32 protein-coding genes are annotated in these 26,319 nt (G+C 68.5%); 17 read left to right on the top strand and 15 right to left on the bottom strand.

From position 1 onward, the window contains the following. Nucleotides 1-42: 42 nt before the first annotated feature. The 4 genes from CS1GBM4_RS14815 (at nt 43) to CS1GBM4_RS14800 (ending at nt 3,125) form a co-directional block, all read left to right on the top strand. Nucleotides 43-1,299: a cyclopropane-fatty-acyl-phospholipid synthase family protein gene (locus CS1GBM4_RS14815; RefSeq protein ID WP_186419495.1), complete on the top strand. Its 1,257-nt coding sequence runs from the start codon at nt 43-45 to the stop codon at nt 1,297-1,299. A 2-nt stretch (nt 1,300-1,301) separates the two neighbouring features. Further along, the gene (locus tag CS1GBM4_RS14810; RefSeq protein WP_186419494.1) at nt 1,302-2,114 is read left to right on the top strand and encodes an inositol monophosphatase family protein; all 813 of its coding nucleotides are present in this window, start codon (nt 1,302-1,304) and stop codon (nt 2,112-2,114) included. Then, nucleotides 2,114-2,497, top strand: coding sequence for a VOC family protein (locus CS1GBM4_RS14805; protein WP_186419493.1), 384 nt, complete (start codon nt 2,114-2,116; stop codon nt 2,495-2,497). Before CS1GBM4_RS14810 ends, CS1GBM4_RS14805 begins: the two co-directional genes overlap by 1 nt. A gap of 316 nt (nt 2,498-2,813) precedes the next feature. After that, the gene (locus tag CS1GBM4_RS14800; RefSeq protein WP_186419492.1) at nt 2,814-3,125 is read left to right on the top strand and encodes a DUF1236 domain-containing protein; all 312 of its coding nucleotides are present in this window, start codon (nt 2,814-2,816) and stop codon (nt 3,123-3,125) included. A 73-nt stretch (nt 3,126-3,198) separates the two neighbouring features. Here the strand turns inward: CS1GBM4_RS14800 and CS1GBM4_RS14795 are convergent, their stop codons facing one another. From CS1GBM4_RS14795 to CS1GBM4_RS14785, 3 genes are all read right to left on the bottom strand, one after another. Further along, on the bottom strand, nt 3,199-3,450 hold the full coding sequence (locus CS1GBM4_RS14795) for a hypothetical protein (protein ID WP_186419491.1): 252 nt from the start codon (nt 3,448-3,450) through the stop codon (nt 3,199-3,201). Between the two features lie 220 nt (nt 3,451-3,670). Beyond that, complete coding sequence (locus CS1GBM4_RS14790; protein WP_186419490.1) at nt 3,671-4,081, bottom strand: VOC family protein; 411 nt, start codon at nt 4,079-4,081, stop codon at nt 3,671-3,673. Nucleotides 4,082-4,109: 28 nt separating this feature from the next. Then, nucleotides 4,110-4,445, bottom strand: coding sequence for a cupin domain-containing protein (locus CS1GBM4_RS14785; RefSeq protein ID WP_186419489.1), 336 nt, complete (start codon nt 4,443-4,445; stop codon nt 4,110-4,112). 161 nt (nt 4,446-4,606) lie between these two features. On the opposite strand from CS1GBM4_RS14785, the gene CS1GBM4_RS14780 reads away from it, so the two are divergent. Next, nucleotides 4,607-5,155: a MarR family transcriptional regulator gene (locus tag CS1GBM4_RS14780; RefSeq protein WP_186419488.1), complete on the top strand. Its 549-nt coding sequence runs from the start codon at nt 4,607-4,609 to the stop codon at nt 5,153-5,155. A gap of 119 nt (nt 5,156-5,274) precedes the next feature. Here CS1GBM4_RS14780 and CS1GBM4_RS14775 read toward each other — a convergent pair whose 3' ends face one another. Then, the gene (locus CS1GBM4_RS14775) at nt 5,275-6,174 is read right to left on the bottom strand and encodes a DMT family transporter (RefSeq protein ID WP_186419487.1); all 900 of its coding nucleotides are present in this window, start codon (nt 6,172-6,174) and stop codon (nt 5,275-5,277) included. Nucleotides 6,175-6,267: 93 nt separating this feature from the next. Here CS1GBM4_RS14775 and CS1GBM4_RS14770 point away from each other — a divergent pair, with 93 nt between their 5' ends. Continuing rightward, nucleotides 6,268-7,200 (top strand): LysR family transcriptional regulator, encoded by a 933-nt coding sequence (locus tag CS1GBM4_RS14770; protein WP_186419486.1) that lies wholly within the window; start codon nt 6,268-6,270, stop codon nt 7,198-7,200. Between the two features lie 14 nt (nt 7,201-7,214). Here the strand turns inward: CS1GBM4_RS14770 and CS1GBM4_RS14765 are convergent, their stop codons facing one another. Next, entirely contained in the window at nt 7,215-7,805 is a 591-nt protein-coding gene (locus CS1GBM4_RS14765) for a TetR/AcrR family transcriptional regulator (protein WP_244607235.1), read from the bottom strand. Between the two features lie 131 nt (nt 7,806-7,936). Here CS1GBM4_RS14765 and CS1GBM4_RS14760 point away from each other — a divergent pair, with 131 nt between their 5' ends. Then, on the top strand, nt 7,937-8,593 hold the full coding sequence (locus CS1GBM4_RS14760) for a DUF998 domain-containing protein (protein ID WP_186419484.1): 657 nt from the start codon (nt 7,937-7,939) through the stop codon (nt 8,591-8,593). A gap of 4 nt (nt 8,594-8,597) precedes the next feature. Here CS1GBM4_RS14760 and CS1GBM4_RS14755 read toward each other — a convergent pair whose 3' ends face one another. Continuing rightward, nucleotides 8,598-9,398, bottom strand: a complete 801-nt coding sequence (locus tag CS1GBM4_RS14755) for a prephenate dehydrogenase (protein ID WP_186419483.1) — start codon at nt 9,396-9,398, stop codon at nt 8,598-8,600. Between the two features lie 337 nt (nt 9,399-9,735). After that, nucleotides 9,736-10,968: a glutamine-hydrolyzing carbamoyl-phosphate synthase small subunit gene (gene carA / locus CS1GBM4_RS14750; RefSeq protein WP_186419482.1), complete on the bottom strand. Its 1,233-nt coding sequence runs from the start codon at nt 10,966-10,968 to the stop codon at nt 9,736-9,738. 136 nt (nt 10,969-11,104) lie between these two features. On the opposite strand from carA, the gene CS1GBM4_RS14745 reads away from it, so the two are divergent. Further along, a complete protein-coding gene (locus tag CS1GBM4_RS14745) occupies nt 11,105-11,566 on the top strand; it encodes a GatB/YqeY domain-containing protein (protein ID WP_186419481.1) in 462 nt (153 codons plus the stop codon). Between the two features lie 157 nt (nt 11,567-11,723). Here the strand turns inward: CS1GBM4_RS14745 and CS1GBM4_RS14740 are convergent, their stop codons facing one another. From CS1GBM4_RS14740 to CS1GBM4_RS14725, 4 genes are all read right to left on the bottom strand, one after another. Then, entirely contained in the window at nt 11,724-12,044 is a 321-nt protein-coding gene (locus CS1GBM4_RS14740; protein WP_186419480.1) for an NIPSNAP family protein, read from the bottom strand. 172 nt (nt 12,045-12,216) lie between these two features. After that, nucleotides 12,217-13,143: a LysR substrate-binding domain-containing protein gene (locus CS1GBM4_RS14735; RefSeq protein ID WP_186419479.1), complete on the bottom strand. Its 927-nt coding sequence runs from the start codon at nt 13,141-13,143 to the stop codon at nt 12,217-12,219. Beyond that, nucleotides 13,143-13,520, bottom strand: a complete 378-nt coding sequence (locus tag CS1GBM4_RS14730) for a type II toxin-antitoxin system VapC family toxin (protein ID WP_186419803.1) — start codon at nt 13,518-13,520, stop codon at nt 13,143-13,145. Before CS1GBM4_RS14730 ends, CS1GBM4_RS14735 begins: the two co-directional genes overlap by 1 nt. 8 nt (nt 13,521-13,528) lie before the next feature. Beyond that, nucleotides 13,529-13,804, bottom strand: a complete 276-nt coding sequence (locus CS1GBM4_RS14725) for a type II toxin-antitoxin system VapB family antitoxin (RefSeq protein WP_186419478.1) — start codon at nt 13,802-13,804, stop codon at nt 13,529-13,531. Between the two features lie 123 nt (nt 13,805-13,927). Between CS1GBM4_RS14725 and dnaG the strand changes: the two genes are divergently transcribed. Together dnaG and rpoD are read left to right on the top strand one after the other, a co-directional pair. Next, the gene (gene dnaG / locus CS1GBM4_RS14720) at nt 13,928-15,817 is read left to right on the top strand and encodes a DNA primase (RefSeq protein ID WP_186419477.1); all 1,890 of its coding nucleotides are present in this window, start codon (nt 13,928-13,930) and stop codon (nt 15,815-15,817) included. 192 nt (nt 15,818-16,009) lie between these two features. Then, entirely contained in the window at nt 16,010-18,025 is a 2,016-nt protein-coding gene (gene rpoD, locus CS1GBM4_RS14715; RefSeq protein ID WP_186419476.1) for an RNA polymerase sigma factor RpoD, read from the top strand. A 61-nt stretch (nt 18,026-18,086) separates the two neighbouring features. On the opposite strand, the gene CS1GBM4_RS14710 is transcribed toward rpoD, so the two are convergent. After that, nucleotides 18,087-18,332, bottom strand: coding sequence for a DUF2798 domain-containing protein (locus tag CS1GBM4_RS14710; protein WP_186419475.1), 246 nt, complete (start codon nt 18,330-18,332; stop codon nt 18,087-18,089). Nucleotides 18,333-18,632: 300 nt separating this feature from the next. Between CS1GBM4_RS14710 and CS1GBM4_RS14705 the strand changes: the two genes are divergently transcribed. The 3 genes from CS1GBM4_RS14705 to CS1GBM4_RS14695 all read left to right on the top strand — a co-directional run bounded on the left by CS1GBM4_RS14705 (nt 18,633) and on the right by CS1GBM4_RS14695 (nt 19,999). Further along, nucleotides 18,633-18,908, top strand: a complete 276-nt coding sequence (locus CS1GBM4_RS14705) for a hypothetical protein (RefSeq protein WP_186419474.1) — start codon at nt 18,633-18,635, stop codon at nt 18,906-18,908. Nucleotides 18,909-18,971: 63 nt separating this feature from the next. Further along, nucleotides 18,972-19,583, top strand: a complete 612-nt coding sequence (locus tag CS1GBM4_RS14700; protein WP_186419473.1) for a LysE family translocator — start codon at nt 18,972-18,974, stop codon at nt 19,581-19,583. Continuing rightward, entirely contained in the window at nt 19,580-19,999 is a 420-nt protein-coding gene (locus CS1GBM4_RS14695) for a secondary thiamine-phosphate synthase enzyme YjbQ (protein ID WP_186419472.1), read from the top strand. Before CS1GBM4_RS14700 ends, CS1GBM4_RS14695 begins: the two co-directional genes overlap by 4 nt. A gap of 129 nt (nt 20,000-20,128) precedes the next feature. On the opposite strand, the gene CS1GBM4_RS14690 is transcribed toward CS1GBM4_RS14695, so the two are convergent. Next, nucleotides 20,129-20,707, bottom strand: coding sequence for a TetR/AcrR family transcriptional regulator (locus CS1GBM4_RS14690; RefSeq protein ID WP_186419471.1), 579 nt, complete (start codon nt 20,705-20,707; stop codon nt 20,129-20,131). Further along, the gene (locus CS1GBM4_RS14685; RefSeq protein ID WP_186419470.1) at nt 20,704-21,075 is read right to left on the bottom strand and encodes a hypothetical protein; all 372 of its coding nucleotides are present in this window, start codon (nt 21,073-21,075) and stop codon (nt 20,704-20,706) included. The genes CS1GBM4_RS14690 and CS1GBM4_RS14685 overlap by 4 nt, the downstream gene beginning before the upstream one ends. Before the next feature lie 310 nt (nt 21,076-21,385). On the opposite strand from CS1GBM4_RS14685, the gene CS1GBM4_RS14680 reads away from it, so the two are divergent. The 3 genes from CS1GBM4_RS14680 to CS1GBM4_RS14670 all read left to right on the top strand — a co-directional run bounded on the left by CS1GBM4_RS14680 (nt 21,386) and on the right by CS1GBM4_RS14670 (nt 23,803). Then, on the top strand, nt 21,386-21,673 hold the full coding sequence (locus CS1GBM4_RS14680) for an HlyU family transcriptional regulator (RefSeq protein ID WP_186419802.1): 288 nt from the start codon (nt 21,386-21,388) through the stop codon (nt 21,671-21,673). Nucleotides 21,674-21,946: 273 nt separating this feature from the next. Then, the gene (locus CS1GBM4_RS24835; RefSeq protein WP_348522327.1) at nt 21,947-23,161 is read left to right on the top strand and encodes an EAL domain-containing protein; all 1,215 of its coding nucleotides are present in this window, start codon (nt 21,947-21,949) and stop codon (nt 23,159-23,161) included. Between the two features lie 81 nt (nt 23,162-23,242). Beyond that, nucleotides 23,243-23,803, top strand: a complete 561-nt coding sequence (locus CS1GBM4_RS14670; protein WP_186419469.1) for a type 1 glutamine amidotransferase domain-containing protein — start codon at nt 23,243-23,245, stop codon at nt 23,801-23,803. Between the two features lie 4 nt (nt 23,804-23,807). On the opposite strand, the gene CS1GBM4_RS14665 is transcribed toward CS1GBM4_RS14670, so the two are convergent. After that, nucleotides 23,808-24,830: a 2-dehydropantoate 2-reductase gene (locus tag CS1GBM4_RS14665; protein ID WP_186419468.1), complete on the bottom strand. Its 1,023-nt coding sequence runs from the start codon at nt 24,828-24,830 to the stop codon at nt 23,808-23,810. 193 nt (nt 24,831-25,023) lie between these two features. Here CS1GBM4_RS14665 and CS1GBM4_RS14660 point away from each other — a divergent pair, with 193 nt between their 5' ends. Then, the gene (locus tag CS1GBM4_RS14660; protein WP_186419467.1) at nt 25,024-26,247 is read left to right on the top strand and encodes an MFS transporter; all 1,224 of its coding nucleotides are present in this window, start codon (nt 25,024-25,026) and stop codon (nt 26,245-26,247) included. Nucleotides 26,248-26,319 lie beyond the last annotated feature (72 nt).

Raw genomic sequence — 26,319 nt, 5'->3', positions numbered from 1 at the left:
GAGCCGATAGCCTGCGCGCGACCGACCGGAGCCTGCCCGACCATGCTGCTGTTGCCGAAACTGCTGAAGCGCTCGATCCGCAAGGGCCGGCTCACCGTCATTGCGCCGGACGGCCAGCGCCATGTCTTCGGCCCGGGCCGGACCGAGTTCGTCTTCGCCGGCAAGCCGGTCGTCGCCGGCGAGGTGACGGTGCGCTTCAAGGACAACAGGATCGAGCGCGAGCTCTTCCTCAACCCCGAGCTCGCCCTGGCCGAAGGCTACATGGACCAGCGCATCGAGTTCGAGGACGGCTCGACCATCCACGACCTCTTGACGCTGTTCTGGATCCAGCGCGGCGAATTGCGCAAGCACCCGCTGCAGGCGGCGATCCGCAAGGTCCGCTTCAAGCTCCGGCGCTGGCGGATGCACAATCCCCTCGGCGTCGCCGGCAAGAAGGTGAAGCACCATTACGACATCCCCACCGAATTCTACCGGCTCTGGCTCGACGAGACGATGACCTATTCCTGTGCCTATTGGCACAGCCCCGAGGTCGGGCTCGAAGCCGCGCAGAAGGCCAAGCTCCGGCACATCGCCGCCAAGCTGAAGATCGAGCCGGGCATGCGCGTGCTCGACATCGGCTCGGGCTGGGGCGAGCTCGCGATCTATCTCGCCAGGGCCTGCGGGGCGAAGGTGACCGGGCTCAACGTCTCGCCCGACCAGATGGCGGCCGCCCAGAAGCGCGCCGAGGCCGCCGGCGTCGGCGATGCCGTGACCTTCGTCAACAAGGACTATCGCGAGCTGACCGGAACCTTCGACCGCGTCGTCTCCGTCGGCATGATGGAGCATGTCGGCGTCGCGCATTATCTCGACTATTTCGAAAAGATCCGCGACCTCATGACCCCCGACGGGATCGCGCTCGTCCACTGCATCGGCCGCGTCGGGCCGCCCGGCTTCACCGGCCCGTTCTTCGACAAGTACATCTTCCCGGGCGGCTATGCGCCGGCGCTGTCGGAGGTCTTCGCCGCGGTCGAGCAGACCGGGCTGTGGCATTCCGACTGCGAGTTCTGGCGCCGGCACTATCACTGGACGCTGGAGGCCTGGCGAGAGCGCTTCATGGCGCACCGGCCGGAGGTGGTGACGATGCTCGGCGAGCGCTTCGCACGGATGTGGGAGTTCTATCTCTCCGCCTGCTCGATCTCCTTCGACATCGGCGGCGACATGGTCTTCCAGCTGCTGCTCGGCCCGCACAAGAGCGCCGTGCCGGTGATCCGGGACTACATCACCGAAGCCGAAGCCGAGCTGGAGCGGCGGGGCTTCTGACGATGGCCGGACAGGTGCCGATCGAGCAGGTCTCGGACCTGCTGCGCGAGGTCGCGGCCGAAGCCGTGATGCCGCGCTTCCAGCGGCTGGCCGAGTCCGAGGTCCGGGTGAAATCGCCCGGCGAGGAGGTCACGATCGCCGACGAGGAAGCCGAGCGGCTGCTCAATCTCCGCCTGCCCGCGCTGCTGCCCGGCTCGCGGGTGATCGGCGAGGAGGCGGTCTCGGCGCAGCCGGAGCTGCTGCAGGGGTTGGGCGAGGGCACCGTCTTCGTGGTCGACCCGGTCGACGGCACCGCCAATTTCGTGAAGGGCAGCCCGTGCTTCTCGATGATGGTGGCGCTGCTGCGCGCGGGCGAGCCCGTCGCCTCCTGGATGCTCAGCCCGGCGACCGGCACGCTCCATGTCGCCGAGCGCGGCTCCGGCGCCTGGATCGATGGCGAGCGCGTCTGGGCCGGGCGGCCGCCGCAATGGGCTGCGCTGCGCGGCGGTGTGCTCACCCGCTTCCTGCCCGCGGAGATGACGGCGCGGGTCACGGCCAATGGCCGGGATCTCGCCGCGATCCTGCCTGGCCTGTTTTGCGCCGGCGAGGAATATCCCGCGATCGTGCGGGGCGAGCAGAATTTCGTGATGTTCTGGCGCGGCCTGCCCTGGGATCACGCGCCGGGCACGCTCTTCCTCGAGGAGGCGGGCGGCCGGGCGGCGCGCTTCGATGGCAGCCCCTACAGGCCCGCCGAGCCGGGCTTCGGCATCCTGGCGGCGCAATCGCCCGAGCTGTGGGACGAGCTGCAGCGGCGGCTGTTCGCGGGTGATTCCTGATGGCGACGCTGAAAGAGATCGTGATCGATTGCGATGTTCCGTCGCGGGTCGCGCGCTTCTGGGCCGCGGCGCTCGATGATTTCCAGTTGCGACCCTATGACGATGCCGAAATCGCGCGGCTGGCCGCGCTCGGCCTCACCCCCGAGACCGACCCGTCGGTGATGCTCGACGGGCCTGCTTTGACCCTGTGCTTCCACTTGCGGACCGGGCCTCGTCCCGAGCGCAATCGCATCCATTTCGACATCCAGGCCGCGGACCGCTCGGCGGAAGTGATGCGCCTGACCGCTCTCGGCGCAACCCTCCTGCGCGAGGCCGAGCAATACACCGTATTGCGCGATCCCGAAGGAAACCAGTTCTGCGTCGTGGCCGCCGGTCAGAACTAGAAGCTTGTTCAAGCATCGAGGGCGGCCGAAGCGGCCTTCGCCGGTTCCTGCACCTGCGCCCAAAGGCCCCACATGCCAAGCGCCGCGACGGTTTGGAGGTGAACGCCATCCGAGGGAGGGCGCGGGGCTGAGGCGGTGTCGTAATCCAGAGCGGAGGCGAAATGCCGAAGCAGCGTCGTTGCCGGCCGCCGCTGCCATGCGCCCCGTCCGAATTCGGCCGGCCAATGCGAGCCGGTCGATGACGGCGGGCCAGCGGGGGAACTATTTACAAGGGTTCTAAGTTGAGGCCACCGGCTGGGATAATCTGGAGGCCGACATGAAGAAGATCGTTCTCGCAGCCGCCCTCGCCATGGCGCCGCTCGTCGCATTCGCCCAGACCTCGACCACGACGACCACCACCATCACGACCGAGCAGCAGAGCAAGGTCCGCGCCTATGTGATGAAGGAGAAGCCCAGCTCCGTGAAGGTGACCGAGTCGGTGACCGTGGGGGCGGCGCTGCCGTCTTCGGTGACGCTGCGCACCTTGCCTGCCGATGTCGGCGTCACGCAGTACAGTTACGCCGTCGTCAACGACAAGACGGTTCTGGTCGAGCCGGGCTCGCGCAAGATCATCCAGGTGATCGAGTAGCGCGTCACCCTCGGCGATCGTCGCGGCAAAGAGGGGTCTCCCTCTTTGCCGTCAGACCGGCCGCAACCGCTGCCTAAGTGTCCGACTGCCTGATCCCGAACTTCCGGGCAAGCTGAACGCGGTTCATGCAGGAGACGTCGTAGCTGACCTGCCGCCCCTTCAGCTCCGGGCGCTTGCCAAACTCCTTCGTCATCGATCCGACGACGCTGTCGACCCGCGCCTCGCAGGCTTCGGCGCTGGTGAAGCTCATCTCGCTGAGATGCGTCGAAGAGCAATTGGGCTCGCCCGCCACGCAGGCGACGATGACCATCGTGAATACGTCCATGAGGGAGCTCGCGTCAGAATCTGCTCGGTGGGGCGGTGAAAGGCCAGCCGGTCAGTCACACCCGCGCGCCGAGGATGATCTGACAGTCATGAGACGACCATTAAACCGTTAATCGAGGGTTAACCATGCGGCGGCCGGCCGGGCGGGCAGCCCTCATCCGCGCTCCGCGCCGCCTTTTCCCATCCGGAACGTGGTTGGAGCGTTGCCCCCGGCGCGATTCTCACCCCACCGGCATCGCCGACATGTCGGCGAAGACGGCTTCGAAGCCATGGCCGTCGGCGTCCTCGAAGGCGCGGTTGTAAAGCCAGCCCAGATCGGTCGCCGGGCGCGGATCGGCCTTGCCGCCGGCGGCGGAGGCGGCCTCGACCATGGCGTCGACCTCGGCGCGGCTCTCCAGGGTGAGCGCCAGCAGCACCTGCGCGCCGGCATGGGCGTCGGCCACGGGCTTGCTGGTGAAGGTCGCGAAATAATCGCGGGTGAGCAGGTGGAAGGTGATGGTGTCGGACCAGACCATGCTCGAAGCCTGGTGGTCGCTGAAATCCGGGTTCCGCCTGCAGCCGATCGCCTCGTAAACGCGGGTCGCGGCCGCGATGTCGGCGACCGGCAGGTTGACGAAGAGCATTTTGGGCATGGTGGTTCTCCTTGTTGCTGCGCGGTCCTCAGAGGTTCCGCTGCACGATCCGCTCGTTCGGATGGATGCAGACCAGTTCGAGCCGGCCCTCGCCGACATTCTCGAAACGGTGCGGGACGTCGGGCGCGGCCACGACGATGTCGCCGGCATGGCCGCGGGTCGTCTCGCCCCCGACGGTGAATTCGGCCTCGCCGCTCCGGACGATCCAGGTCTCGGAATAGGGATGGACGTGCAGCATCGAGCCCTGGCCCGGCTCGGCGTCGACCAGAAAGAACGAGACCGGCCCGCCGAGCGCCTGCCCCTCGAACCGCAGCGTGCGATTGGCGGCGCGCTGCTGATCCTCGGCCCGAAGAATGTTGAACATCGCTGCCTCCCTGATGCGAAAGTGAGTTATCTTCACAGGAAGATATCTAGCAGCAAGGTATCTTCCTGTCAAGATAATTATCTTTGCGCCGAGATATCTTGGCTGGCCGCCGGACGACGTGTATGTCTCGCTGCCGAGATCGTGACAGCCAAGGCACGGAGATGACGAGCGAATCCACGACAGGGGAAGGTGCGGCGCAGGACCATGTCGACCGCCTGCGGGCGCAATGGGCGCGGGAATTGCCGGATCTCGACACCGAGCCGATGGCGATCCTCGGCCGCGCCTTCCGGCTCGGCAACATGGTCAGGTCGAGCATCGAGGCGACCTTCGCCGGCTTCGGGCTCGACCGCGGCGAGTTCGACGTGATCGCGACGCTGCGGCGCTCCGGCCCGCCCTACCGGCTGACGCCGACCGAGATGTACTCGCTGCTGATGATCTCCTCGGGCGGGCTGACGCACCGGCTCGACCGGCTGGAGAAGGCGGGGCTGGTCCGGCGCGAGAAGTCGGCCCAGGACGGGCGCAGCGTGCAGGTCGCGCTGACGGAAAAGGGCGCGGCGCTGGCCGAGCAGGCCTTCCGCACCGACATGGCGAGCGAGCTCGCCTTCCTGCAGCCGCTGGATGCGAGGGAGCGGGAGATGCTGGCGGGGGTGCTGCGGAAGCTGATCCTGGGGATCGAGAAGCGCCAAGTGGAGGCGCAAAGCGTCGAGTGAAGGCACGTCATGCTCGGGCCTGGCCCGAGCATCTCAGGCCGTAAGAAGCTCCGGCCGGTGCCTTCTCGTCATGAGATTCTCGGGTCGGCGCCGGGCGCCGCCCGAGAACGACGATGGGGTCACCGCTTCAGGTTGACGATCACCACCCCGGCCAGCGCCATGGCGCCGCCGATCAGGCCGAGCGCGGTCGGGACCTCGCCGAGCCAGATGAAGCTGATCAGCATCGCCGCCGGCGGCACGCAGTACTGGAAGTTGGCGGCGCGGGCGGCCGGCAGGCGCGACAGGGTGATCGCCCAGGTGCCATAGGCGACGACGCTGGAGACCAGAGCGAGCCAGACCACCGACCAGAGCGCCTGTGCCGGAGCGGCCGGCACCTGCTCCAGCGCGCCGGGCAGGAAGGGCGCGAGGGCGAGGCCGCCGATCGCCATGTTCCAGGCCGCGACGGTGAGCGGCTTGTGTCGGGAAAAGAGCGGCTTCTGCACCACGGTCGAGACCGAGTTGCACAGGGCGGCGCCGAGGATCAGCAGCACGCTGACGCCGATGTCGAGGTCGAGCCCGTTGCCGAGCGCGATCACGCCGATGCCGGCGAAGGCGAGCGCGGTGCCGAGCCAGGCGATCAGGCTGAAGCGCTCGTTCAGCACCAGCATGGCGAGCGCCGCCGTCATGATCGGGTTGGTGTTGATGATGAAGCTCGCCGCGCCCGCCGGGACGACGCGCTGGCCGAGATTGAGGAGGATCGCATAGAGCGCGATGAAGACGATGCCGCCGGTGAGAAAGCGCCAGATGTCGGCGCGCTCGGGCAGCTTCGGGCGCGTGGCGAGCAGGAAGAGCGCCGAGACGGCGCCGGCGATGGCGAAGCGCAGCGCCGCCATTTCGAGCGCGCCGAAGCCGGCGAGCCCGGCCCGGATCGCCGGGAAGGACGAGGCCCAGGCGATCACGGTGAAGGGGATGGTGAAGAGCAGGATGGCGTCGAGCGTGGAGCCGGGCCTCGCGGGGGCTGCGGGAACAGCGGTGGTCATGACGAGCCTCTTTCGGGCGGATGACGGTTCGCTCCCGATAGACGCCTCGGCAAGCTGATTGACAAACGAGTAATTCGATGACGAGCTGTGAGCATGGATCACAGCTCCCCGCTCCCGCCGCTCGACACGCTGCGGGCCTTCGAAGCCGCCGCGCGCTCGGGCAGCTTCTCGGCCGCGGCCGAGGCACTGAACCTCACCCATGGCGCGGTCTCGCGGCAGGTCGCCAAGCTGGAGCACTGGCTCGGCCTGCGCGTCTTCGAGCGCCAGGCGCGCGGAGTCTCGCTGACGCCGGAAGGGCAGCGCCTGTTCCAGCGCACGCAGGAGGCCTTCTCGGTCTTCGCCGACAGCTCCGACCGCTGGAGCGAGCCGCGCGGGGCGGCGGTGGTGCGCTTCAGCGCGACGCCGTCGGTCTGCTCGCTCTGGCTGATGCCGCGCTGGCAGCGCCTGGAGAGCGGCGATCCCGCCTTGCGCATCGTGCTGCAGGTCGACCACCGCAAGGTCGACCTGGACGAAGAGGGAATCGACCTCGCCATCCGCTGCGGCCGGGGCGGCACGCCGGGCCGGGTCTCGGTGCAGCTGTTCGAGGAGTGGTGCTACCCCGTCGCCTCGCCGGAACTGGCCAGGGCGATCGGCGAGGGCAGGCCGGAGCGCTTCCTCGACCAGCCGCTGATCCATGATTCGGATGCCGCCGGCTGGCGCGCCTGGTTCAATGCACAGGGGCTCGACTTCCGGCCGCGTCAGCAGGACCGGCGCTTCGAGGATTACAATCTCGTGCTCGACGCCGCCGCGTGCGGGCTCGGCGTCGCGCTGGCGCGTCCGCCCCTGGCGCAGGCGCAGGTCGATGCCGGACGGGTCGTGGCGGCCGATCGGCGCACCGCGCTCAATCCCGTCTCCTACTGGCTCGATCGGCCGGTCGGCCAGCCCCGGCCGGCGGCGGCGGCGCTGGCGACGAGGATCGCGTGCGAAGCCGGCCTGCCGGCGGGCAAGCTGGCGGGCTTCCTGCGGCAGGAGGCGAAGGCCGCCTGAGATTGCGCCGGGGGTCAGCGCGCGACGAGCGCGTCCACCAGCGTCTGCGACAGCCAGCCGCGATAGCGCTCGACCGGCCAGCCGCCCTCGCAGACCAGCATGCGGTAGACGTCGCGGCTGGTGTACATCCAGAGGATCCGCCGGGCCTCGTCCAGGGACAGGCCGGCCTTCGCCTTGCCGGCCGCGAACAAGGCTCGCACGCGCGCCTCCTGCATTTCATAGCGCAGTGCCTCGAACTCCTGCTCGACCTCGCGCAGGAGCGGCGAGAAGCCGGAGATGTTGCGGAGCAGGCCGAGGTCGCGATCCTCGCTCTCGTAGATCGCGCGGGCGACCTCTGCGGTGAGCCCGATCAGCGCGACCGGATCGGTCACGCCGGCGAGGATGTCCTGGGCCGAGCGGAAGCGGCTGCCGAACAGCGCCCGCTCCATCAACGCGCGCAGGATGCCGGCCTTCGACTTGAACACGGCATAGACCGTCGAGGCGGCGACCTGGGCCCGGTCGCCGATCGCAGCCACCGTGACCCTGTCGACCCCCTTGTCGCCGAAGAGTGCCAGCGCCGCGTCGAGGATGCGCGCGCGCGTCTCCTCGGCCGATTGGGCGCGCATTTGGGAGGAATAGCTGCGTCTGCCGAGTGTTGACATAATTCGATGTAGTTTTCTATATCGGAATCAAGAGGGGTTGGCTTCGCCGCGACGGGGATGCGGCGCTACCGGGGGAGCCTGCTTTGGCAAACGTCATGAGCCAAGTCGATTTCGGCGACTGGTCGATCCGCTGCGCCTGTCTCGCGCTCGGCGCGACGGCGATCTCCTGCGTGGCGCTGATCCTCCTGCATGTCGTCAGCCCGGAATTCGAGCCGTCCTGGCGCATGGTGAGCGAATACGCCAATGGCCGCCAGGGCTGGCTTCTGGCGATCATGTTCTTCGCCTGGGCGGCCGGCTCATTCGCCCTGGCGGGCGCGCTCTGGCCGCTGTCGGCGAGCACGCTCGGCCTGGTCGGGCTCGGGCTGCTCTGCCTCGCCGGCATCGGCCAGGCCATGGGCGGGCTGTTCGACATCAATCACAAGCTGCACGGGCCGGCGGCGATGATCGGCATTCCGGCGCTGTGCGCGGCGGCCGTCGTGCTGACGCTCGCCCTGGCACGTCAGGGTGGGAACGTCGCGCCGCCGCTCTGGTCGGCGCATCTGCCCTGGCTCAGCTTCGTCGCGATGCTGGGCGCTCTCTTCCTGTTCTTCTCGGCGCTGAAGGGCGCCGGCGTCGACATGGCGGCGCAGATCGGCCCGCTGCAGGCGCTGCCGGCCGGGGTCAGCGGCTATGTCGGCTTCGCCAACCGGGCGCTGTTCCTGGCGAGCTATCTCTGGGTCGTGCTGGCAGCGCTGGCGGTGCTGCGGCGCTGAGGCATCAGGGCGCCGCCGCCTCGTATCGCTCAGGCTTTGCCTCGATTGCCGGGCGGCTGTCCCGGTCGAGACGCGCCCGCATCTCCTCGGCCAGGGCGAAGAAGCGGTCGCGCACCGGGCGGGCATGCGGGTTGGCCTGCTCGATGGCGAGGAAGACGGCGGGGCTGTCATGGCGGACCATCTCGGTCGCCTGCATCAGGAGATCGAAACTCGCCGTGGTCATGCGGCGCGGCAGGGGCTCCATCCGGACCAGGATCTTGGCGATGAGATGGGTCAGTCCCTGGACCAGCGCGGCCTCGCGGTCGTGCGCCTCCGGCGTCGTCATGATGACCTCGAGGCCAAGCACCCGGCGCAGGAAGGCGGCGATGCGCCAGGCGCTGGCGCCGCGGATCGGGCAGATCGCGATCTTGAGACCTTTGATGCCGTCGCGCCCGCTCTGCGGGCCGAAGAGCGGGTGGGTGCCGATGATCTCGACGTCCCCGGGCAGCTCCGCCAGCATGGTCCGGGCCGGGCCGATCTTGACCGAGCCGACATCGACGACGATCGCCCCGCGACGCAGATGCGGCCGCAAGGTCGCGATCGCCCCGGAGAGGGCCGCGACCGGCACGGCGAGGATGACGATGTCGCAGGCGGCGATCTCGGCCGGATCGGCGGCGATGATGCCGCCGGCGGCCATATCGGCCGGCAGTGCCGGGTCGAAGGCCAGGAGGCGGCAATGCGGCTCGAGATGGCGGGCGATCAGGCGGCCGAAGGCGCCGAAGCCCATCAGGCCGACGGAGGGATGGGCGGTGTTCAGGACAAGCATCGCGTTTTCCTTCGGGAGGGGCCGCGATGCCGGGTGACTGCCTGATTTCAACCGCCAGCGCGGCGGTTGAGACATGAAGATGCCACCGCCTCTATGAGGACGGGGCGTAATAGTCGCGGGCGAGCAGGCAGGGACCAGTCATGGCCCGCTTAGAGCGCGCGCGAACGGGCCTGTCAATCCAGGGAAGTTTTGTGAACCAGTTCCGTGTCGTCCCGGCCGAAGCGTAGCGAAGAGCCGGAATCCATTCCTGAACCGTTCCGGAATGGATCCCGGGCCTCCCTTCGGTCGCCCGGGATGACCGCGCATTCTTGATGTAAGCTGCAGAAAACGAGCCGCCTCAAGCCACCTTCTTCGCCTTCTCCGTCTCCATCAGCTCGACGAAGCGGGTGAAGAGGTAGTGGCTGTCCTGCGGGCCGGGCGAGGCTTCCGGATGGTGCTGGACGCTGAAGGCCGGGCGGTCGGTGAGCGCGATGCCGCAATTGCTGCCGTCGAAGAGCGAGACATGGGTCTCGGTCGCGTTCGCCGGCAGCGTCGACGGATCGACGGCGAAGCCGTGGTTCATCGAGACGATCTCGACCTTGCCGGTGGTCTTGTCCTGGACCGGATGATTGGCGCCGTGATGGCCCTGCTTCATCTTCATGGTCTGGCCGCCGATGGCGAGGGCGAGCATCTGATGGCCGAGGCAGATGCCGAAGGTCGGGATCTTGCGGTCGAGCAATTCCTTGATGACCGGCACGGCGTATTCGCCGGTCGCGGCCGGGTCGCCCGGGCCGTTCGAGAGGAAGACGCCGTCGGGATCGAGGGCGAGGATGTCCTTGGCGCTCGCGGTCGAGGGCACGACCTCGACCTCGCAGCCGGCCTTGGCGAGCAGGCGCAGGATGTTGCGCTTGACGCCGTAATCGATGGCGACGACGCGGTGCGCCGCGCTCTCGCGCTTGCCGTAGCCGCGCGGCCATTGCCAGGGCGTCTCGTCCCAGTCGTAGCGCTGGGTCGCGGCGACGAGCGGCACGAGGTCGAGCCCGGCCATGTCCGGCAGGGCAGCAGCCTCCTTCTTGAGGCGCTCGATGTCGAACTTGCCGGCCGGGTCGTGAGCGATGACCGCGTTGGGCATGCCCTTCTCGCGGATCAGCGTGGTCAGAGCGCGGGTGTCGACGCCGCAGATGCCGACGATGCCCCGCGCCTTGAGCCAGCCGTCGAGATGCTTCGCCGCGCGCCAGTTCGAGGGCTGGGTCACCGCTGCGTGCAGCACGACGCCGCGCACGCCGGAGGAGGCGGCGGCGTTGACCGTTTCGGTGTCGTCCTCGTTGACGCCGACATTGCCGATATGCGGGAAGGTGAAGGTGATGATCTGTCCGGCGTAGGAAGGATCGGTGAGGATCTCCTGATAGCCGGTCATCGCCGTGTTGAAGCAGACCTCGCCGGGCGCCTCGGCGACGGCGCCGAGGCCGAAGCCTTCGAGCACCGTGCCGTCGGCGAGCACCAGCACGGCGGTGGGGCGCGGCTCGGCCCAGCCCTCTTGTGTGCCCCCTTGCCAGCCTTGCGCGGCGGGGTTTCCTTCGTGAGCGGTCATGTCTATGTCTCGTCCAGGCCGCTCGAAGCTTGCGGCAAGCGTGAAGGCTGCGCGCGTCATGGCGCCGCCGGTCTGGAGCGCGAGCCTTAATCGGCCGCCCGCGCCCCGTCAATGAACGAAGAAGGTTCGTAACATCATGTCCAGCCTGCGCGAGCAGTTCACCGCCGACCTCAAGACCGCGATGAAGGCCGGAGAGAAGGGCAAGGTCGCCGCCATCCGCCTGATCCAGTCGGCGCTGAAGGACAAGGACATCGAGGCGCGCGGCGCCGGCAAGGGCGAGGCCTCGGCCGACGAGATCCTCGCCTTGCTGCAGAAGATGATCAAGCAGCGCCAGGAATCGATCGCGATCTACGACGCGAACGGCCGGCCCGAGCTGGCCGAGGGCGAGCGCGCCGAGGTCGCGGTGATCTCCTCCTATCTTCCCAAGCAGATGAGCGACGAGGAGATCAAGGCGGCGATCGAGGAGGTCATCGCCGAGACCGGCGCCGACACGATCAAGGACATGGGCAAGGTCATCGGGGCCCTGCGCGGCGCCTATGCCGGCCAGATGGACTTCGCCAAGGTCTCGCCGATGGTGAAGCAGTTGCTCGGCGGCTGATCAGCCGGAGCGGCGGCAGGCGCGCCGCGGTCCGATTTCTCGTCATTCCGGACAGGCCGCATGGCGGCGCAGTTCCGGTGTCCATCGCAGAGTTCGGCGCTCTACGATGGATTCCGGCGCTCTGCTTCGCTGCGGCCGGAATGACGGGGTGAGGTTCTCACGGCGAATAGCTCGTGCGCCGCAGCACCCGCTCCTCGATCGCGCCGACGAGGCGGCCATGCTCGGCGGCCGTGCGCTCCTTGATCGCCGCCCATTCGGCGTCCTGCATGAAGCGGGCCCAGCTCTCGCGCATCGTCGCCTCGTCGGGCCAGCGCAGCACGTAGACGAACTCGGTGCGGTCCTTGGCCTTCGCCTCCCACATCGCCGCGATCTCGAAGCCGTAGCGCTTCATGATGCGGGCGGCGTGGTCGCGGAAACGGGCGTGGAAGGCGGCCTTGTTGCCGTCGAAGATCTCGTAGATTCGCAGTTGCTCGATCATGGTCGCTCGTTCGGTTGCGCGGGTCGGGATGGTGAAAAGGGCGGCCGCGGTCAGGGCCGCGGCGATCAGGCCCCATCGTCGCAAGCGGCGTGGCATGGCGAAGACTCTCTCGCTGTTGCTGTCGAGGAGAGGCTGCCAGCCAAGACGGCGGCGGTAAAATATATTGTTGGTTTCAGTTTGATATCATCTGCATATCGCGCGCAGCCTGCCGCAGCATGGCGAGGACATTGTCGCGCGGCAGCGATCGGCGCGTGGCGTCCCAGGCGGCGATCAGCTCGACATGCGTCATTTCCGGCGGCGCCTCGACGGCGATCGGCCGGAAGGCGACGCCGGCGCGCGGCATCAGCGCCAGCGAGGCCGGGATCAGCGCGGCGCCGAGCCCGGCCGCGACCAGGCTGGCGACGGTCTGCATCTGACGGGCCTCCTGGACGATGCGCGGCGAGAAACCGGCGAGGCGGCAGAGGCCGATGATCTGGTCGTGGAAGCCGATGCCGAGCCGACGCGGCGTGCCGATGAATGCGTCGCCGGCGAGAGCGGCGAGCGGAACGCGATCACGCTCAGCGAGCCGATGATCGACCGGCAGCGCGGCCAGGATCGGCTCGCGCAGCAGGGTTTCGCTGGCGAGCTGCGCGCTCATGATGCCGGGCCGGCGCATCAGGCCGATATCGGCCTCGCCGGCGGCGATCGCCGCGATCTGCTCGGCGGTGGTCGCCTCGCGCAGGACGAGCTCGACGCCGGGGTACTCCGTGCGGAAGCGGCGCAGCGCCGCCGGCAGCAGGTCATGGGCGGTGCCGACGAAGGTGATCGAGAGGCGGCCCGCCCGGCCGGCGGCGACGGCCTGCGCTTCCCGGATACCCTCGTCGATGAGGGCGAGAACGCGCCGGGCGCTGCCGACGAAGGCCGCGCCGGCGGGCGTGAGCGCGACGCTGCGGTTGCTGCGCTCGAACAGAGGCAGGCCGAGCGCATCCTCGAGCTTGCGGATCGCCTGGCTGAGCGGCGGCTGGGCCATGTGCAGGCGCTCGGCGGCGCGGTGGAAGTTCAGTTCCTCGGCGACGGCGATGAACTGGCGCAGCAGCCGTGTCTCGACCGCGGGCGGCATCAGGCCCGCTCGATATCGGTCTGGGTGAAGTCCTCGCCCTTGTAGAGCAGGGGCCAGCCGCGCGACCTGGCGAGCGCGTAGGCGGCGCAGTCGCCCATGTTCAGCTTGGCGGGATGGCGGCCCTTGCCGTAGCGGCGATAGGCGTCGAAGGCGAGATTGGAGAGCTCCTCGTCGAAGGGGACGACATGAACTGCGTAGTCCAGCAGAAAGTCGTCGATCAGTTCTGCGGGCAAACCTTTCGTAAAGGTTAGCACCAGGCGCGCTTCCAGGAGGTTCATTGCCGAAAAGTCGCGTTGCGTGGCGAGCTGGAGACTGTCGATGAAAGCCATTCGCTCCGGCTCGCCGGCCAGGCAGGCAACGACCGCTGAGGTGTCGATGACGAGTTTTACCGCATCCCGTTCTCGTCATACCCGATCGCGTCGTCCATCTCCTGCTTGGTCATGCTGTGGTCTGTCGGCTCGATGCCATACTTCTTGTACAGGGCTTCCAGCCTGCGCCGTCCCTCCGCCACCCGCCGCGCCTTCTCCTCCTCGGACAGTTCGTCCTTGTCGAGCTCGCTCCTGACAGCCAGGCGCACGGCCTCGGTCAGGCTGAGCCCGCGCCGGCGCGCGAGCTGGCGCACCGCCTTCTCCGTCTCCGGGTCCTTGATGTTGAGCGCCACGGCTTTCTTCCTTTTTCGCGATTTTCTTTATCATATGGGGCTTGCTGTGGATATGGACCATAAGCCCGGCGACCGCGGTTTCCGCGGTTGGCAAGCGGGCGCGCAGCGGCCAGATAGGAAGCCATGAAGTTCCCGCCCTCCGTCCTTGAGGAGATCAAGGCGCGGCTGCCGGTCTCGGCGGTCGTGGGCAAGCGCGTGCGCCTCGCCAAGGCCGGGCGGGAATGGAAGGGGCTCTCGCCCTTCAACGCCGAGAAGACGCCGTCCTTCTTCGTCAACGACCAGAAGGGCTCCTTCTTCGATTTCTCTTCGGGCAAGAACGGCGACATCTTCAAGTTCGTGATGGAGACCGAAGGGCTCTCCTTCCCCGAGGCGGTCGAGAAGCTCGCCTCGGAGGCCGGCGTCGCCCTGCCGAAAGTCTCGTTCGAGGCGCAGGCGCAGGAGGAGAAGCGCAAGGGGCTGCACGAGGTCGTCGAACTCGCGGCGCGCTTCTTCGAGGCCGAGCTGCAATCCGAGCGCGGCGGGCTGGCGCGGCGCTATCTGTCGGGGCGCGGGCTGGAAGGGAAGGCGCGCCAGCTCTTCCGCCTCGGCTACGCCCCGCCCGACCGGTTCGCGCTGCGCGACCATCTCGCCGGCAAGGGGGTGAGCGCCGAGCTGATGATGGAGGCCGGGCTCCTCGTCCATGGCGAGGAGATCGCCGTTCCCTATGACCGCTTCCGCGACCGGATCATGTTCCCGATCCACGATGCGCGCGGGCGGGTGGTCGCCTTCGGCGGCCGGGCGATGAGCGCCGACGTGCCGGCCAAATACCTGAACTCGCCGGAGACGCCGCTCTTCCACAAGGGCGCGCTGCTGTTCAACCACCACAATGCCCGCAAGGCCGCGCACGATAGCGGCCAGGTGATCGTGGTCGAGGGCTATGTCGACGTGATCGCGATGACGCTCGCCGGCTTCCCGCAGGTGGTGGCGCCGCTCGGCACGGCGCTGACTGAGGATCAGCTTTCCCTGCTCTGGCGCATGGCCGGCGAGCCGGTGATCTGCCTCGACGGCGACAAGGCGGGCCGCAAGGCGGCTGGGCGGGCGATCGACCTCGCGCTGCCGCTGCTCGAGCCCGGCCGCTCGCTCGCCTTCGCGCTGCTGCCGGAAGGGCAGGACCCGGACGATCTCGCCCGCTCGGGCGGCAAGCCGGCGATCGCCGAGGTGATCGGGGCGGCGAGGCCGCTGGTCGACATGCTCTGGGCCCGCGAGTTCGAGGCGAGCCAGCTCGACACGCCCGAGCGGCGCGCCGCCTTCGAGCGCCGGCTGAGGGAGCCGCTCGGCCAGATCCGCGACGAGGCGACGCGCCGGCACTACCGCCGCGAGATCGACGAGCGCCTCGGCCAGCTCTTCGCGCCGCCGCAGCAGGAGCGCTTCGAGGGGCGGCGACAGAGCGGCTTCGGCGGCGGTTCGCGCGGCGGGCGCGGCGCCTGGCGCGGCAACGAGCGGCCACCGCTTTCGCTGGTGCGGCCGAGCCCGCAACTCGTCAGCTCGCCGCTGCTGCAGCGCCGGCATGGCGAGAACCCGCGCGAGGCCTTCATCCTGCTGGCGCTGGCGAGCCATCCCGACCTCGTCATGCGCTGCGTCGACGAGATCGCCGATCTCGCGCTCGACGGGCCGGCGGCGGAGCGCTTCCGCCAGGCGCTGCTCGACGCGGCGATCGAGGGCAGCTTCGACCAGGAGTCGTTCGGGCGCAGGCTGGAGCAGACGCGCGTCGCCGAGGCGCAGGCGGCGCTGCTCGCCGTCACCCAGCCGGCCGAGCGGCTGAAGCTCGCGCAAACGGCTGATCCGGAATCGGTTTTTGATTCGATTCGGCAGGCTCTCGTCTTGCATCATCGCGCACGCACGCTACATAGCGAGCTGAAGGCAGCCGAACGCGCATTGGCTGACGAACCAACGGAAGCCAATTTCGCCTGGATGAAGGACGTCAAGGCCCGGCTCGAGACGATCGAGGGGACCGAGGCGAATTCCAACGACTGATCAGGCAGGGCGCGTTGCTTTTCGTCGGCAGTTTCGGAGATCGCTTTTAGGATGGTGCACGATTCATCAACGATGGTCGGCGCTATCTGCGAGGATCGAGTTGGGTGGGTGCGCGGCAGCGACAGCAGCCGCGGCGCCCTTTTCTGCGTCGGAGCGGCAGCGCCGGCGCGCAAGATGGCGGAGCGCTGATTGATGGCGACCAAAGTGAGCGAGCGGGACAAGTCCGAACCGGGGTCCCCGGAAGCGCCCCCGAGCACGGACAGCCCGCTCCTCGACCTGACCGATCAGGCCGTCAAGCGGATGATCAAGCTCGCCAAGAAGCGCGGCTATGTCACCTATGACGAATTGAACGAGGTCCTGCCCTCGGAGGAGTTCACCTCCGAGCAGATCGAGGACGTGCTCGGCCAGCTCAGCGAGCAGGGCATCAACGTCGTCGACAACGAGGATCCGGAGGCGGCCGGCGAGGAGCGCGCGGCACGCGGCAAGGACGATGGCGAGGACGAGGCCGAAGGCGGCGATCTCGTCGAGGCCTCGCGCTCGGCCCTGCCGGTCGAGACCAAGCGCAATCTCGAGCCGACCGAGCGCACCGACGATCCGGTGCGGATGTATCTGCGCGAGATGGGCTCGGTCGAGCTGCTCTCGCGCGAGGGCGAGATCGCGATCGCCAAGCGCATCGAGGCCGGGCGCGAGGCGATGATCGCGGGGCTCTGCGAGAGCCCGCTGACCTTCCAGGCGATCATCATCTGGCGCGACGAGCTGATGGAGGGCAAGGTCCTCCTGCGCGACATCATCGACCTCGAGGCAACCTATGCCGGCCCGGACGGCAAGAACCCGGCGCAGCTGCCGGGCGAGGGCGAGGAAGGCGAGGGCGAGGAGCCGGCCGAGGCCGCCGCCGACGGCGCGCCGCCCGAAGGCATGGACGACGACGACATGGAGAACAACGTGTCGCTCTCGGCCATGGAGGCCGAGCTGAAGCCGCGCGTGCTCGAGACCTTCGATTCGATCGCGAGCAACTACACCAAGCTGCGCCGCCTGCAGGACCAGGACATCGCCAACCGGCTGGAGAACGCCAAGCTCACGCCCTCGCAGGACCGCAAGTACAAGAAGCTGAAGGACGACATCATCGTCGCGGTGAAGTCGCTCTCGCTCAACAACAACCGCATCGAGGCACTGGTCGAGCAGCTCTACGACATCAACAAGCGCCTGATCTCGCACGAGACCCGGCTGCTGCGCCTGGCCGAGAGCTATGGCGTCGCCCGCGACGACTTCCTGAAGCAGCATATCGGCGGCGAGCTCGATCCGAAATGGCTGCTGCGCGTCTCCAAGCTCGGCTCGCGCGGCTGGAAGGAGTTCGTCGCGCAGGAGAAGGAGCGGATCAAGGACCTGCGCGAGGACATCCATACGATGGCCTCGGAGACCGGCCTGGAGATCCAGGAGTTCCGCAAGATCGTGCTGATGGTCCAGAAGGGCGAGCGCGAGGCCAGACAGGCGAAGAAGGAGATGATCGAGGCGAATCTGCGCCTCGTCATCTCGATCGCCAAGAAGTACACGAACCGCGGCCTGCAGTTCCTCGACCTGATCCAGGAAGGCAATATCGGCCTGATGAAGGCGGTCGACAAGTTCGAGTACCGCCGGGGCTACAAGTTCTCGACCTACGCGACCTGGTGGATCCGGCAGGCGATCACCCGCTCGATCGCCGACCAGGCCCGCACCATCCGCATCCCGGTGCACATGATCGAGACGATCAACAAGATCGTCCGGACCTCGCGCCAGATGCTGCACGAGATCGGCCGCGAGCCGACCCCGGAGGAACTGGCCGAGAAGTTGGCGATGCCGCTGGAGAAGGTGCGCAAGGTCCTGAAGATCGCCAAGGAGCCGATCTCGCTGGAGACCCCGATCGGCGACGAGGAGGACAGCCATCTCGGCGACTTCATCGAGGACAAGAACGCAATCCTGCCGATCGACGCGGCGATCCAGAGCAATCTGCGCGAGACGACGACGCGCGTGCTGGCCTCGCTCACGCCGCGCGAGGAGCGCGTGCTGCGCATGCGCTTCGGCATCGGCATGAACACCGACCACACGCTCGAAGAGGTCGGCCAGCAGTTCTCGGTGACGCGCGAGCGCATCCGCCAGATCGAGGCGAAGGCGCTGCGCAAGCTCAAGCATCCGAGCCGGAGCCGGAAGCTCAGGAGCTTTTTGGACAACTAGTCGACCGGACCGGTCCGGAGAGTGCAGAAGGGCGGCGCGAGCCGCCCTTTTTCGTTGGCGCTCAGCCTGTCGGCGCGACGATCATCGCCGTCAGCCGGCGCGCCACCGGCAGGGCCAGCAGCAGCACCGGGAAGGCTACCAGCCAGGAGAGGCCCCAGGCGCTCGGCCAGCTCTGCAGGAAAGCGGGCGTCGGGCCGAGCACGCGCAGCGTCGAGATCCCCGAGACGATCAGGGTCATCAGGCCGGAGAGGATCAAGGGCGTGACGAGCGCGCCATAGCGCGCCGGCAGCTTGCGGACAGGGATCATCGGAAAGGTTCCTCAGGCAGGCGGCGCCGTCCTTAGCGTCTGGCATCCGGACGGCGTAAAAGCCGGGTGGATGCGTTGCCTGACGTGAGACGCTTACGGCCGTCCGAGGGGACGCCTGCTGCCCTTATGGTCGAGCTGTGCCCGGGGCAAGCAAAATCGGTTCAGGCCGCCACAGTTCCGCAGGAGCATGCTGCCAAAAAGCGGCAATGGTTTTTCGCAGCGGGCCTGCTCTAAACTCTGAGAATCGATCACCTTATCCAAGGTAAGCCCGATGATCGGGGCTTCCCCGGAGGAGCACAGATGACCGGTATCCCGACTGCCGCCGAGATCGAGGCCGCCAGGGCGGCGCTGCAGGCGAATCTCCCGCTCCAGCCGAAGAAGGACGCGGAAGGCTCGACCTCCGGGGATGCGATCGGCGGCGCACTCGACATCGCCGGCAATGTCATGGTCGAGGGCGTCGGCGAGGTGGTCGGCGCCGTCGTCGGCGCCGTGATCGAGGGCGCGGGGACCGCGGTGGCCGCGACCGGCGCGGCGGTCGTCAGCGTCATCGGCGGCATCTTCGAGGGGCTGGGCTAGCAAGGCGCCTGCGAGCGCGGTATCGATGCGGCTCCGACATCGTCGCAGGGCGCGGAGCAACCCATGTCGCCAGAATTCCTGCTGACCTCGCTGATCATCGTCGCTTCGCCCGGCACGGGCGCGATCTACACCATCGCCGCCGGGCTGACGCGGGGAGGCCAGGCGAGCGTGCTCGCCGCCTTCGCCTGCACGCTCGGCATCGTGCCGCATCTGATCGCCGCGATGATGGGTCTGGCGGCGCTGCTTCACGCGAGCGCGCTCGCCTTCGAAATCGTCAAATATGCTGGCGTCGCCTATCTGCTCTGGATGGCCTGGCAGACGCTGAAGGAGCAGGGCGCGCTCAGCGTCGAGACCGGAAGCGACAAGCGTTCGACCTGGCGCGTGCTGGTCGACGGCGTCGCGATCAACGTGCTGAACCCGAAGCTCTCGATCTTCTTCGTCGCCTTCCTGCCGCAGTTCATCGCGGCCAACGAGGCGAGCCCGCTGGCGCGCATGCTCGAGCTCTCGGGCGTGTTCATGGCGATGACCTTCGTCGTTTTCGCGCTCTATGGCCTGTTCGCCGCGGCGATGCGCGACAAGGTGGTGAGCCGGCCGGCGGTGATGGCCTGGCTGCGGCGCAGCTTCGCGGCGGCCTTCGTCGCGCTCGGCGCCAGGCTGGCGCTGACCGAGCGGTGAGGCAGACCCGCCTGACGGTCGAGACGCGCGGGGCCGGGCTCTACGAATTCACCGATGCCGCCGTGCGCTTCGTGCGCGAGGCTGCGGTCGAGGCCGGCCTGCTGACGCTGTTCGTGCGCCACACCTCCTGCTCGCTCCTGATCCAGGAGAACGCCGATCCGGATGTCCGGCGCGACCTCGCCGCCTTTTTCGCCCGGCTGGCGCCGCCGGCGGACGATCCGGCCATGGCCTACCTGACCCATCGCGCCGAGGGGCCGGACGACATGCCGGCCCATATCAAGGCGGCGCTGCTGCCGGCCTCGCTGTCGATCCCGGTGAGCGGCGGCCGGCTCGCGCTCGGGACCTGGCAGGGCCTCTACCTGTTCGAGCACCGCGACCATCCGCACCGGCGCGAGGTCGTGCTGCATCTGGCATAGCCCAGGGTCGCGCCGTCATTCCGGGGCGCTGCGTAGCAGCGAGCCCGGAATCCATGACCACCAAGGTTCACGAGAAGGCGCGTCGGCGCCGCGCCTCTTTCGGACGCTCCGTGTTCATGGATTCCGGGCTCAGACCCGCGGCCCGCTCCGGAATGACGGCGGATACACCAGCCGCATGAAGGTGCCGTAGCAATCGTGCAGCTCCTGCGGCGACAGGCCGAGGTCGAGCTGCTGGAAGCCGATGAAGGCGGCGTATTCGATGCGGGCCAGTGCACGCGCCTCCGCCGGGGCGAAGCACCGGCTCTCGCCGTGGAGCTTCTCGAGATAGGCGATGCGCTCGCGGTCGACCGCGGCACAGGTCGCGGCGACGCCTGCGTCGAGCTGGGCGAGGCGGCGCATGCCCTGCTCGATGCGGCCGTCGAGGGCGAGCGCCATCCGGTCGAGCGCGAGCAGCCTGTCGCGCGGCGCCTCGCCTCTGTCGGCCTCCTGCATCAGACGGAGCGTAAAGGTCTCGCGCCAATGCCCGGCGAGCGCCGAAAGATAAGCCTCGATCGCCGGAAAATGCGCGTAGAAGGAGCCCTTGGTCTTGCCGGCGCGGCGGCAGAGCGCCTCGATGGTCAGCCCGGCCGGCCCCTGCTCGGCGAGCGCGGCGAGGCCGAGCTCGAGCCAGTCGTTCCGGCGGAAGCGCAACGGGGCAGGGGTGGTCACGGCCACAGGCCGATCGCACCGCTGAGCGCGATCGCCGCGAACAGCGCCCATTGCGGGAAATGCGCGATGCGCAGGCCGAACAGCCCGATCATGGCGAGGCTCCACAGGCCGAACAGGGCCGCGCCGCCCGTGGCGAAGAGCGCGAGGTCGCGGCTGCCCTGATCGGTCGCGACGAGGCCGAAGGCGAGCGCCAGCGCCGCGAGCACGATGGTCACCAGGTGCCAGCAATAATACAGCGTGAACTTCGGCACGGCATGCAGCCGTTCGGCCGCCAGCAGGGGCGCGGCGATCTCGCGGCCGCCGAGGAGGGCATGGATCAGCGTGGTCGCGGCCGCGAGCACGGCGGCAAGGGCGAGCCAGGCGTTCAAGGGCACCTCCAAAATCATACCATCTAGTATGGTACTATTTTCTAGGCACCGTGCAAGTGCCCTGTCTGCGACGGTGTGGGGAGGGGGGCCTTCGCCCGCGCGGCGAGCCGCCGGCACCTCGGCGCCGGGCCCTCAACGGCCGGCATAATGCTCCGGCGGCGGAGGCTCCCAGGACCGGCCAGTGGCGACCAGGCAGCTCATCCCATGCGGCAGGGGCGGGGAGGGCGCGGGCGCTCCACCAGAGGTGCCGGGGCCCTTGGCGCAGCCCGCCGCATCTGCGCTATACACCACCAGTCAGACGGAGTGCGCCATGTCCTTCCTCAAATCCCTGTTCGGCCGCAAGGAGCCCAAGTCCGCCGGCCCGGCCGCGCCGCTCAAAAGCACCGAGTACAAGGGCTTCACCATCCATGCGACGCCGTTTCCCGAAGGCGGGCAGCAACAGCTCGCCGGCGTGATCGAGAAGGAGATCGACGGCGAGCTGAGGAGCCACCGCTTCATCCGGGCGGACCGGTTTCCGGGGGCGGAGGAGGCGGCGGACTTCGCCATCGTCAAGGCGAGGCAGTTGATCGACGAGCAAGGCGAACGCTTGTTCAAATAGAATTCCAGCGTCATCTCTAGTTCGTCGCGGCGATGCTTCCAGTTCCCGCTGCGCCGGCAAAGCTATAAAAGTTTATAATTAGGCAGCGATTTGGTTTTCCTTGGGGTATCGGCGGATTTTGAGTCAAATTATACCATACTCTGAATTTCTTCCTTTGCGATCGAAGCGGCGATTTCGTCCTGCGGTCGAGACTGGTCCCTGCCATTTAAAACTTTATTCGGCTTTTGCGGCTTTGATGTCGCTACTGAGTTCGCCGGTGTCGAGATCAATTGCATGCCCCTGAATGCCGCTGGCAGCAAGATGCCGGATGAAGCCGAGGATGCCGGGTCAGGCTGCGTCGACGACAGGCGGTTTCGCGAGATGGTCGCGCGGCTGCCATTGGCGCTGTACACGACCGATGCGAGCGGCCGCGTGACCTATTTCAACCCGGAGGCGGCGCGGCTCGCCGGACGCGAGCCGCGGCTCGGCGAGGACCGCTGGTGCATCAGCCACCGCCTGTTCCAGCTCGACGGCTCGCCCCTTGCCGCCGAGGACTGCGCGCTGGCGATCGCGCTGCGCGAGCGACGGGAGATCCGCGGTGCCGAGGCGCTGCTCGAACGCCCCGACGGCAGCCGCGTGCGGATCATGCCGCTGGCCTCCCCGCTCTATGATTCGCGGGGCGGACTCTGCGGCGCGATGAACCTCATGATCGACCTCTCCGCCCTGGCGCAGGCCGCGCCGGGCGTGGCGGCGGCCCGGCATCATCTCGCCGAGGACCTGGAGACGGCGATCACGCGAAAGCAGCTGCATCTGCATTATCAGCCGGTATTCTCGGCGGCCGGGCAGCTGACCGGCTTCGAGGCACTGGCGCGCTGGGTCCATCCGGAGCGGGGCGTGATCTCCCCGACGGACTTCATTCCCGCGGCCGAGGAGAGCGGCCTGATCCTGCCGCTGGCACGGGAACTGCTGCTCCAGGCCTGCACCGAGGCGGCGCGCTGGGAGAAGCCGCTGCGCATCGCCGTCAACGTCTCGCCGCTGCAGTTCCGCCATGGCGACTTGCCCGGGCTGATCGACGAGGTGCTGATCGAGACCGGGCTCGAGCCCGAGCGGCTCGAGCTCGAGATCACCGAAGGGGTGATGATCACCGATTTCGACCGCACCATGCTGGTGCTGCACCGGATCAAGGCGCTCGGGGTGCGCATCGCGCTGGACGATTTCGGCACGGGTTACTCCTCGCTCTCCTATCTGCACATGTTCCCGCTCTCGACGCTGAAGATCGACCGCAGCTTCGTCGCCAATCTCGGCGTCGCCTCCGAGGCGGCGGCGATCACGCGGGCGGTGATCGCGCTCGGCCACGCGCTCGACATCGAGGTGGTGGCGGAAGGCGTCGAGACGCGCGAGCAGCTCGATTTCCTCATCGACGAGGGCTGCAACTACATGCAGGGCTATATGCTCGGCCGGCCGCTTCCGGGGGAGCAATATGCCGACCTGACCGGGCGCAAGGGCTGAGCCGGCCGCGGCGTTCCGACGCGGAAACGGATCGCGGTCCCGGCCGTTCCCTGAGCTGAGCCAGCAACCAGGGAGAGAGCCATGGCCTCGTTGAACGGCAAGTCGATCCTCATCCTCGCCACGCACGGCTTCGAGCAATCGGAGCTCGAGGTGCCGCATGCGAGGCTGAAGGAAGCCGGCGCCACCGTGCATGTCGCCTCGCCCGAAACCGGCGAGATCAAGGGCTGGGACAAGAAGGACTGGGGCCGGCCGGTCAGGGTCGACAAGAGCCTGGACGAGGTCCGCGCCGACGCCTACGACGCGATCGTGCTGCCCGGCGGGCAGATGAACCCCGACACGCTGCGCGGCAACGACAGGGCGATCGCCCTGATCAAGGAGTTCTTCGCCCAGGGCAAAGTGGTCGCCGCGGTCTGCCATGCGCCCTGGCTGCTGATCGACAGCGGCATCGCCAAGGGGCGCAGGCTGACCTCCTACAAGACGATCAGGCAGGATCTGGTGAACGCCGGAGCGCAATGGGAGGACAGCGAAGTCGTCGCCGACAAGGGCGTCGTCACCTCGCGCAATCCCGGCGATCTGCCGGCCTTCGTCGCCAAGATCGTCGAGGAGGTCAACGAGGGCCGGCACGAGCACCGCGCCGCCTGACCTTTCAAGGGCGCGATGCGCCCTCGTGCAGCTCCGCCAGCAAGGCCTCGCCACTCCAGCGCGGCGGGGCCTTCTGCCTTTCGGCCGCATGGACGAGAGCCGTCAGGCGGGCATTCACCGGCGCCTGCCGCCCGAGACGCCCGGCGAGCCGCACCACCTCGCCGTTGATCCAGTCTATTTCGGTGGGGCGGCCGGCGGCGAGGTCGTCGGCCATGGAAGAGCGCGCCGTGGGGTCGATCGCCAGCATGCCGCGGGCGAGACGGGCGAAGAGCGCGTCGGGCAGGCGCAACAGCAGCGGAATCCAGCGCGCCGGCAGCGGCGTCAGTCGGGCCGGCCGGATGCCGGCCTGCGCCATGAGGTCGAGCGCCTCGCTTTGGGCGAGGGCGAGGCAGCGGCGATAGTCGCGCTGCGCCAGCTCCCGTTGCAGGGGCAGGCCAGAGAGGGCGTTGACGGCATTGTTGAGGTTGAAGAGCAGCTTCGCCCATTGCACCGGCAGCATGTCCCGGTGGCGGCGCAGGGCGAAGCCGGCGCGGCCGAAATCGGCGAGGAAAGGCGCCAGTGCCGACGCGTCCTCGACCTCGGACTCGCCCTCCGACGCCTGATGGAAGGCGCCGGGGCCGCGCCCGACGACGTTGAACGGCACCATGCCGGGAAGCACGGTCCGGCCCGGCAAGGCGGCGCGCAGGGTTTCGGTGTTGCGCAGGCCGTTCTGGAAGCTGATCACCAGGGCGGCCGGGCGAACCACTTCCGCAAGCTCGGCAGCCGCCTGCGTGGTGGCGCCGGATTTGACGGTGACCAGGACGAGATCGGCGGCCGCGGCCGCCTCGGGGCCGGTCGAGAAGGCGATGGCTTCCGGAGCGAGGCGCCAGTGCCGGCCGTCGTAATGCGAGAGCGTCAGCCCGTGACCTCGAAGCTCCGCGCCGAGGCCGGGGCGGCCGACGAAGGCGACCTCTGCGCCGCCGGCGGCGAGCCGGCCGCCGAGATAGCAGCCGATCGCGCCGGCGCCGTAGATGCAGATCCTGGCCATCGCCCCTCCGGAACAGGCTGGTTCAGCATGCCGAGGACGCCGCTCCGATGGCAAGCAGCCCCGGGCGGGGACGCCGGCCGGGACCCCCCATCGGCGCCGCATCGCCCCGCGACGCGCGCCCTTGTGGCCGTGTCGGGCGCTGCCTAAAGCTCAGGCACGGAGACGATTATTCTCCGCCGGTCGGTGAGGACACATGAACGCTCAGGATGCGCGCTACGCGCCGGATTCGGCCTATGCCTGGATGAGGCTGGCGCTTGCCCTGCTGATCGGCACGGTCGCCTGCGTCGGTTCCTGGTCACCGGTCGTGGTGGTGACGGCGGTGCAGCAGGAGTTCGGCGTCCTGCGCGCCGACGCCTCGCTGCCCTATACCTGCGCGATGATCGGCTTCGGCATCGGCAACATCGCCATGGGCCGGCTGGCCGACCGGACAGGCATCGTCACGCCGATCGTGCTCGGGGCGCTGCTGCTCGGCGGCGGCTACGCGCTGGCCTCGATCGCCGGCTCGCTCTGGCAGTTCGCGCTGGCGCACGGCTTCCTGATCGGGCTCGGCGCCGCGACCGGCTTCTCGCCGCTGATCGCCGACCTGTCGCACTGGTTCCGGCGCTATCGCGGCCTCGCCGTCGTCTTCGGGGCCTCGGGCAGCTATCTCGCCGGCATGTTCTGGCCGCAACTGATCAACTGGGGCGTCGAGACCCATGGCCTGCGCACGACGCATCTGTGGCTCGGCATCGCCTCGCTGGTCGTGATGCTGCCGCTGGCGCCCCTGTTCCGGCGCCGGCCGAGCGCCGCGGCGATCGCCGCGGCCGAGGCGGTGAGCGCCGGGGCGCGCGGCAGCCTCGGCCTCTCGCCGAACCAGCTGCAGCTGCTCCTGGTCGTCGCCGGCTTCTGCTGCTGCGTCGCCATGTCGATGCCGCAGGTCCATATCGTCGCCTATTGCAGCGACCTCGGCTACGGTGTGGCGCGCGGCGCCGAGATGCTCTCGGTGATGATGGCGCTCGGCATCGTCAGCCGGATCGGCTCCGGCTTCGTCGCCGACAGGATCGGCGGCACGGCGACGCTGGCGCTGTCCTCGCTGATGCAGGGCATGGCGCTGTTCCTCTATCTCTGGTTCGACGGCTTGAGCTCGCTCTTCGTCGTCACCGGCATCTTCGGCCTGTTCCAGGGCGGGATCGTGCCGATGTATGCGGTGGTGATCCGCGATTACATGCCGCCGCGCGAGGCCGGCGTGCGCATCGGCGTCGTGATGTCGGCGACGGTCTTCGGCATGGCCTTCGGCGGCTGGGTCTCCGGGCTGATCTTCGACGCCACCGCATCCTACCGGCTCGCCTTCCTCAACGGCCTCGCCTGGAACCTGATGAACCTCTCGATCGTCTGCTGGCTGATGCTGAAGGCGCGGCCGAAGCTGGCGGCGGCGTGAGGCTGTCGCGGGCCCCGCGAGCGTGGCGAAGCGGGACCAGGAAGGCCCGCTCGGCTTTCCGGAGCGCCGTCT

This window comes from Allobosea sp. CS1GBMeth4 (assembly GCF_900185715.1).
In the GTDB taxonomy this organism is placed as follows: Bacteria; Pseudomonadota; Alphaproteobacteria; order Rhizobiales; family Beijerinckiaceae; genus Allobosea.
Note: the sequence above shows the minus strand (reverse complement) of the source record. Positions and strands in the feature narration are given on the sequence as shown.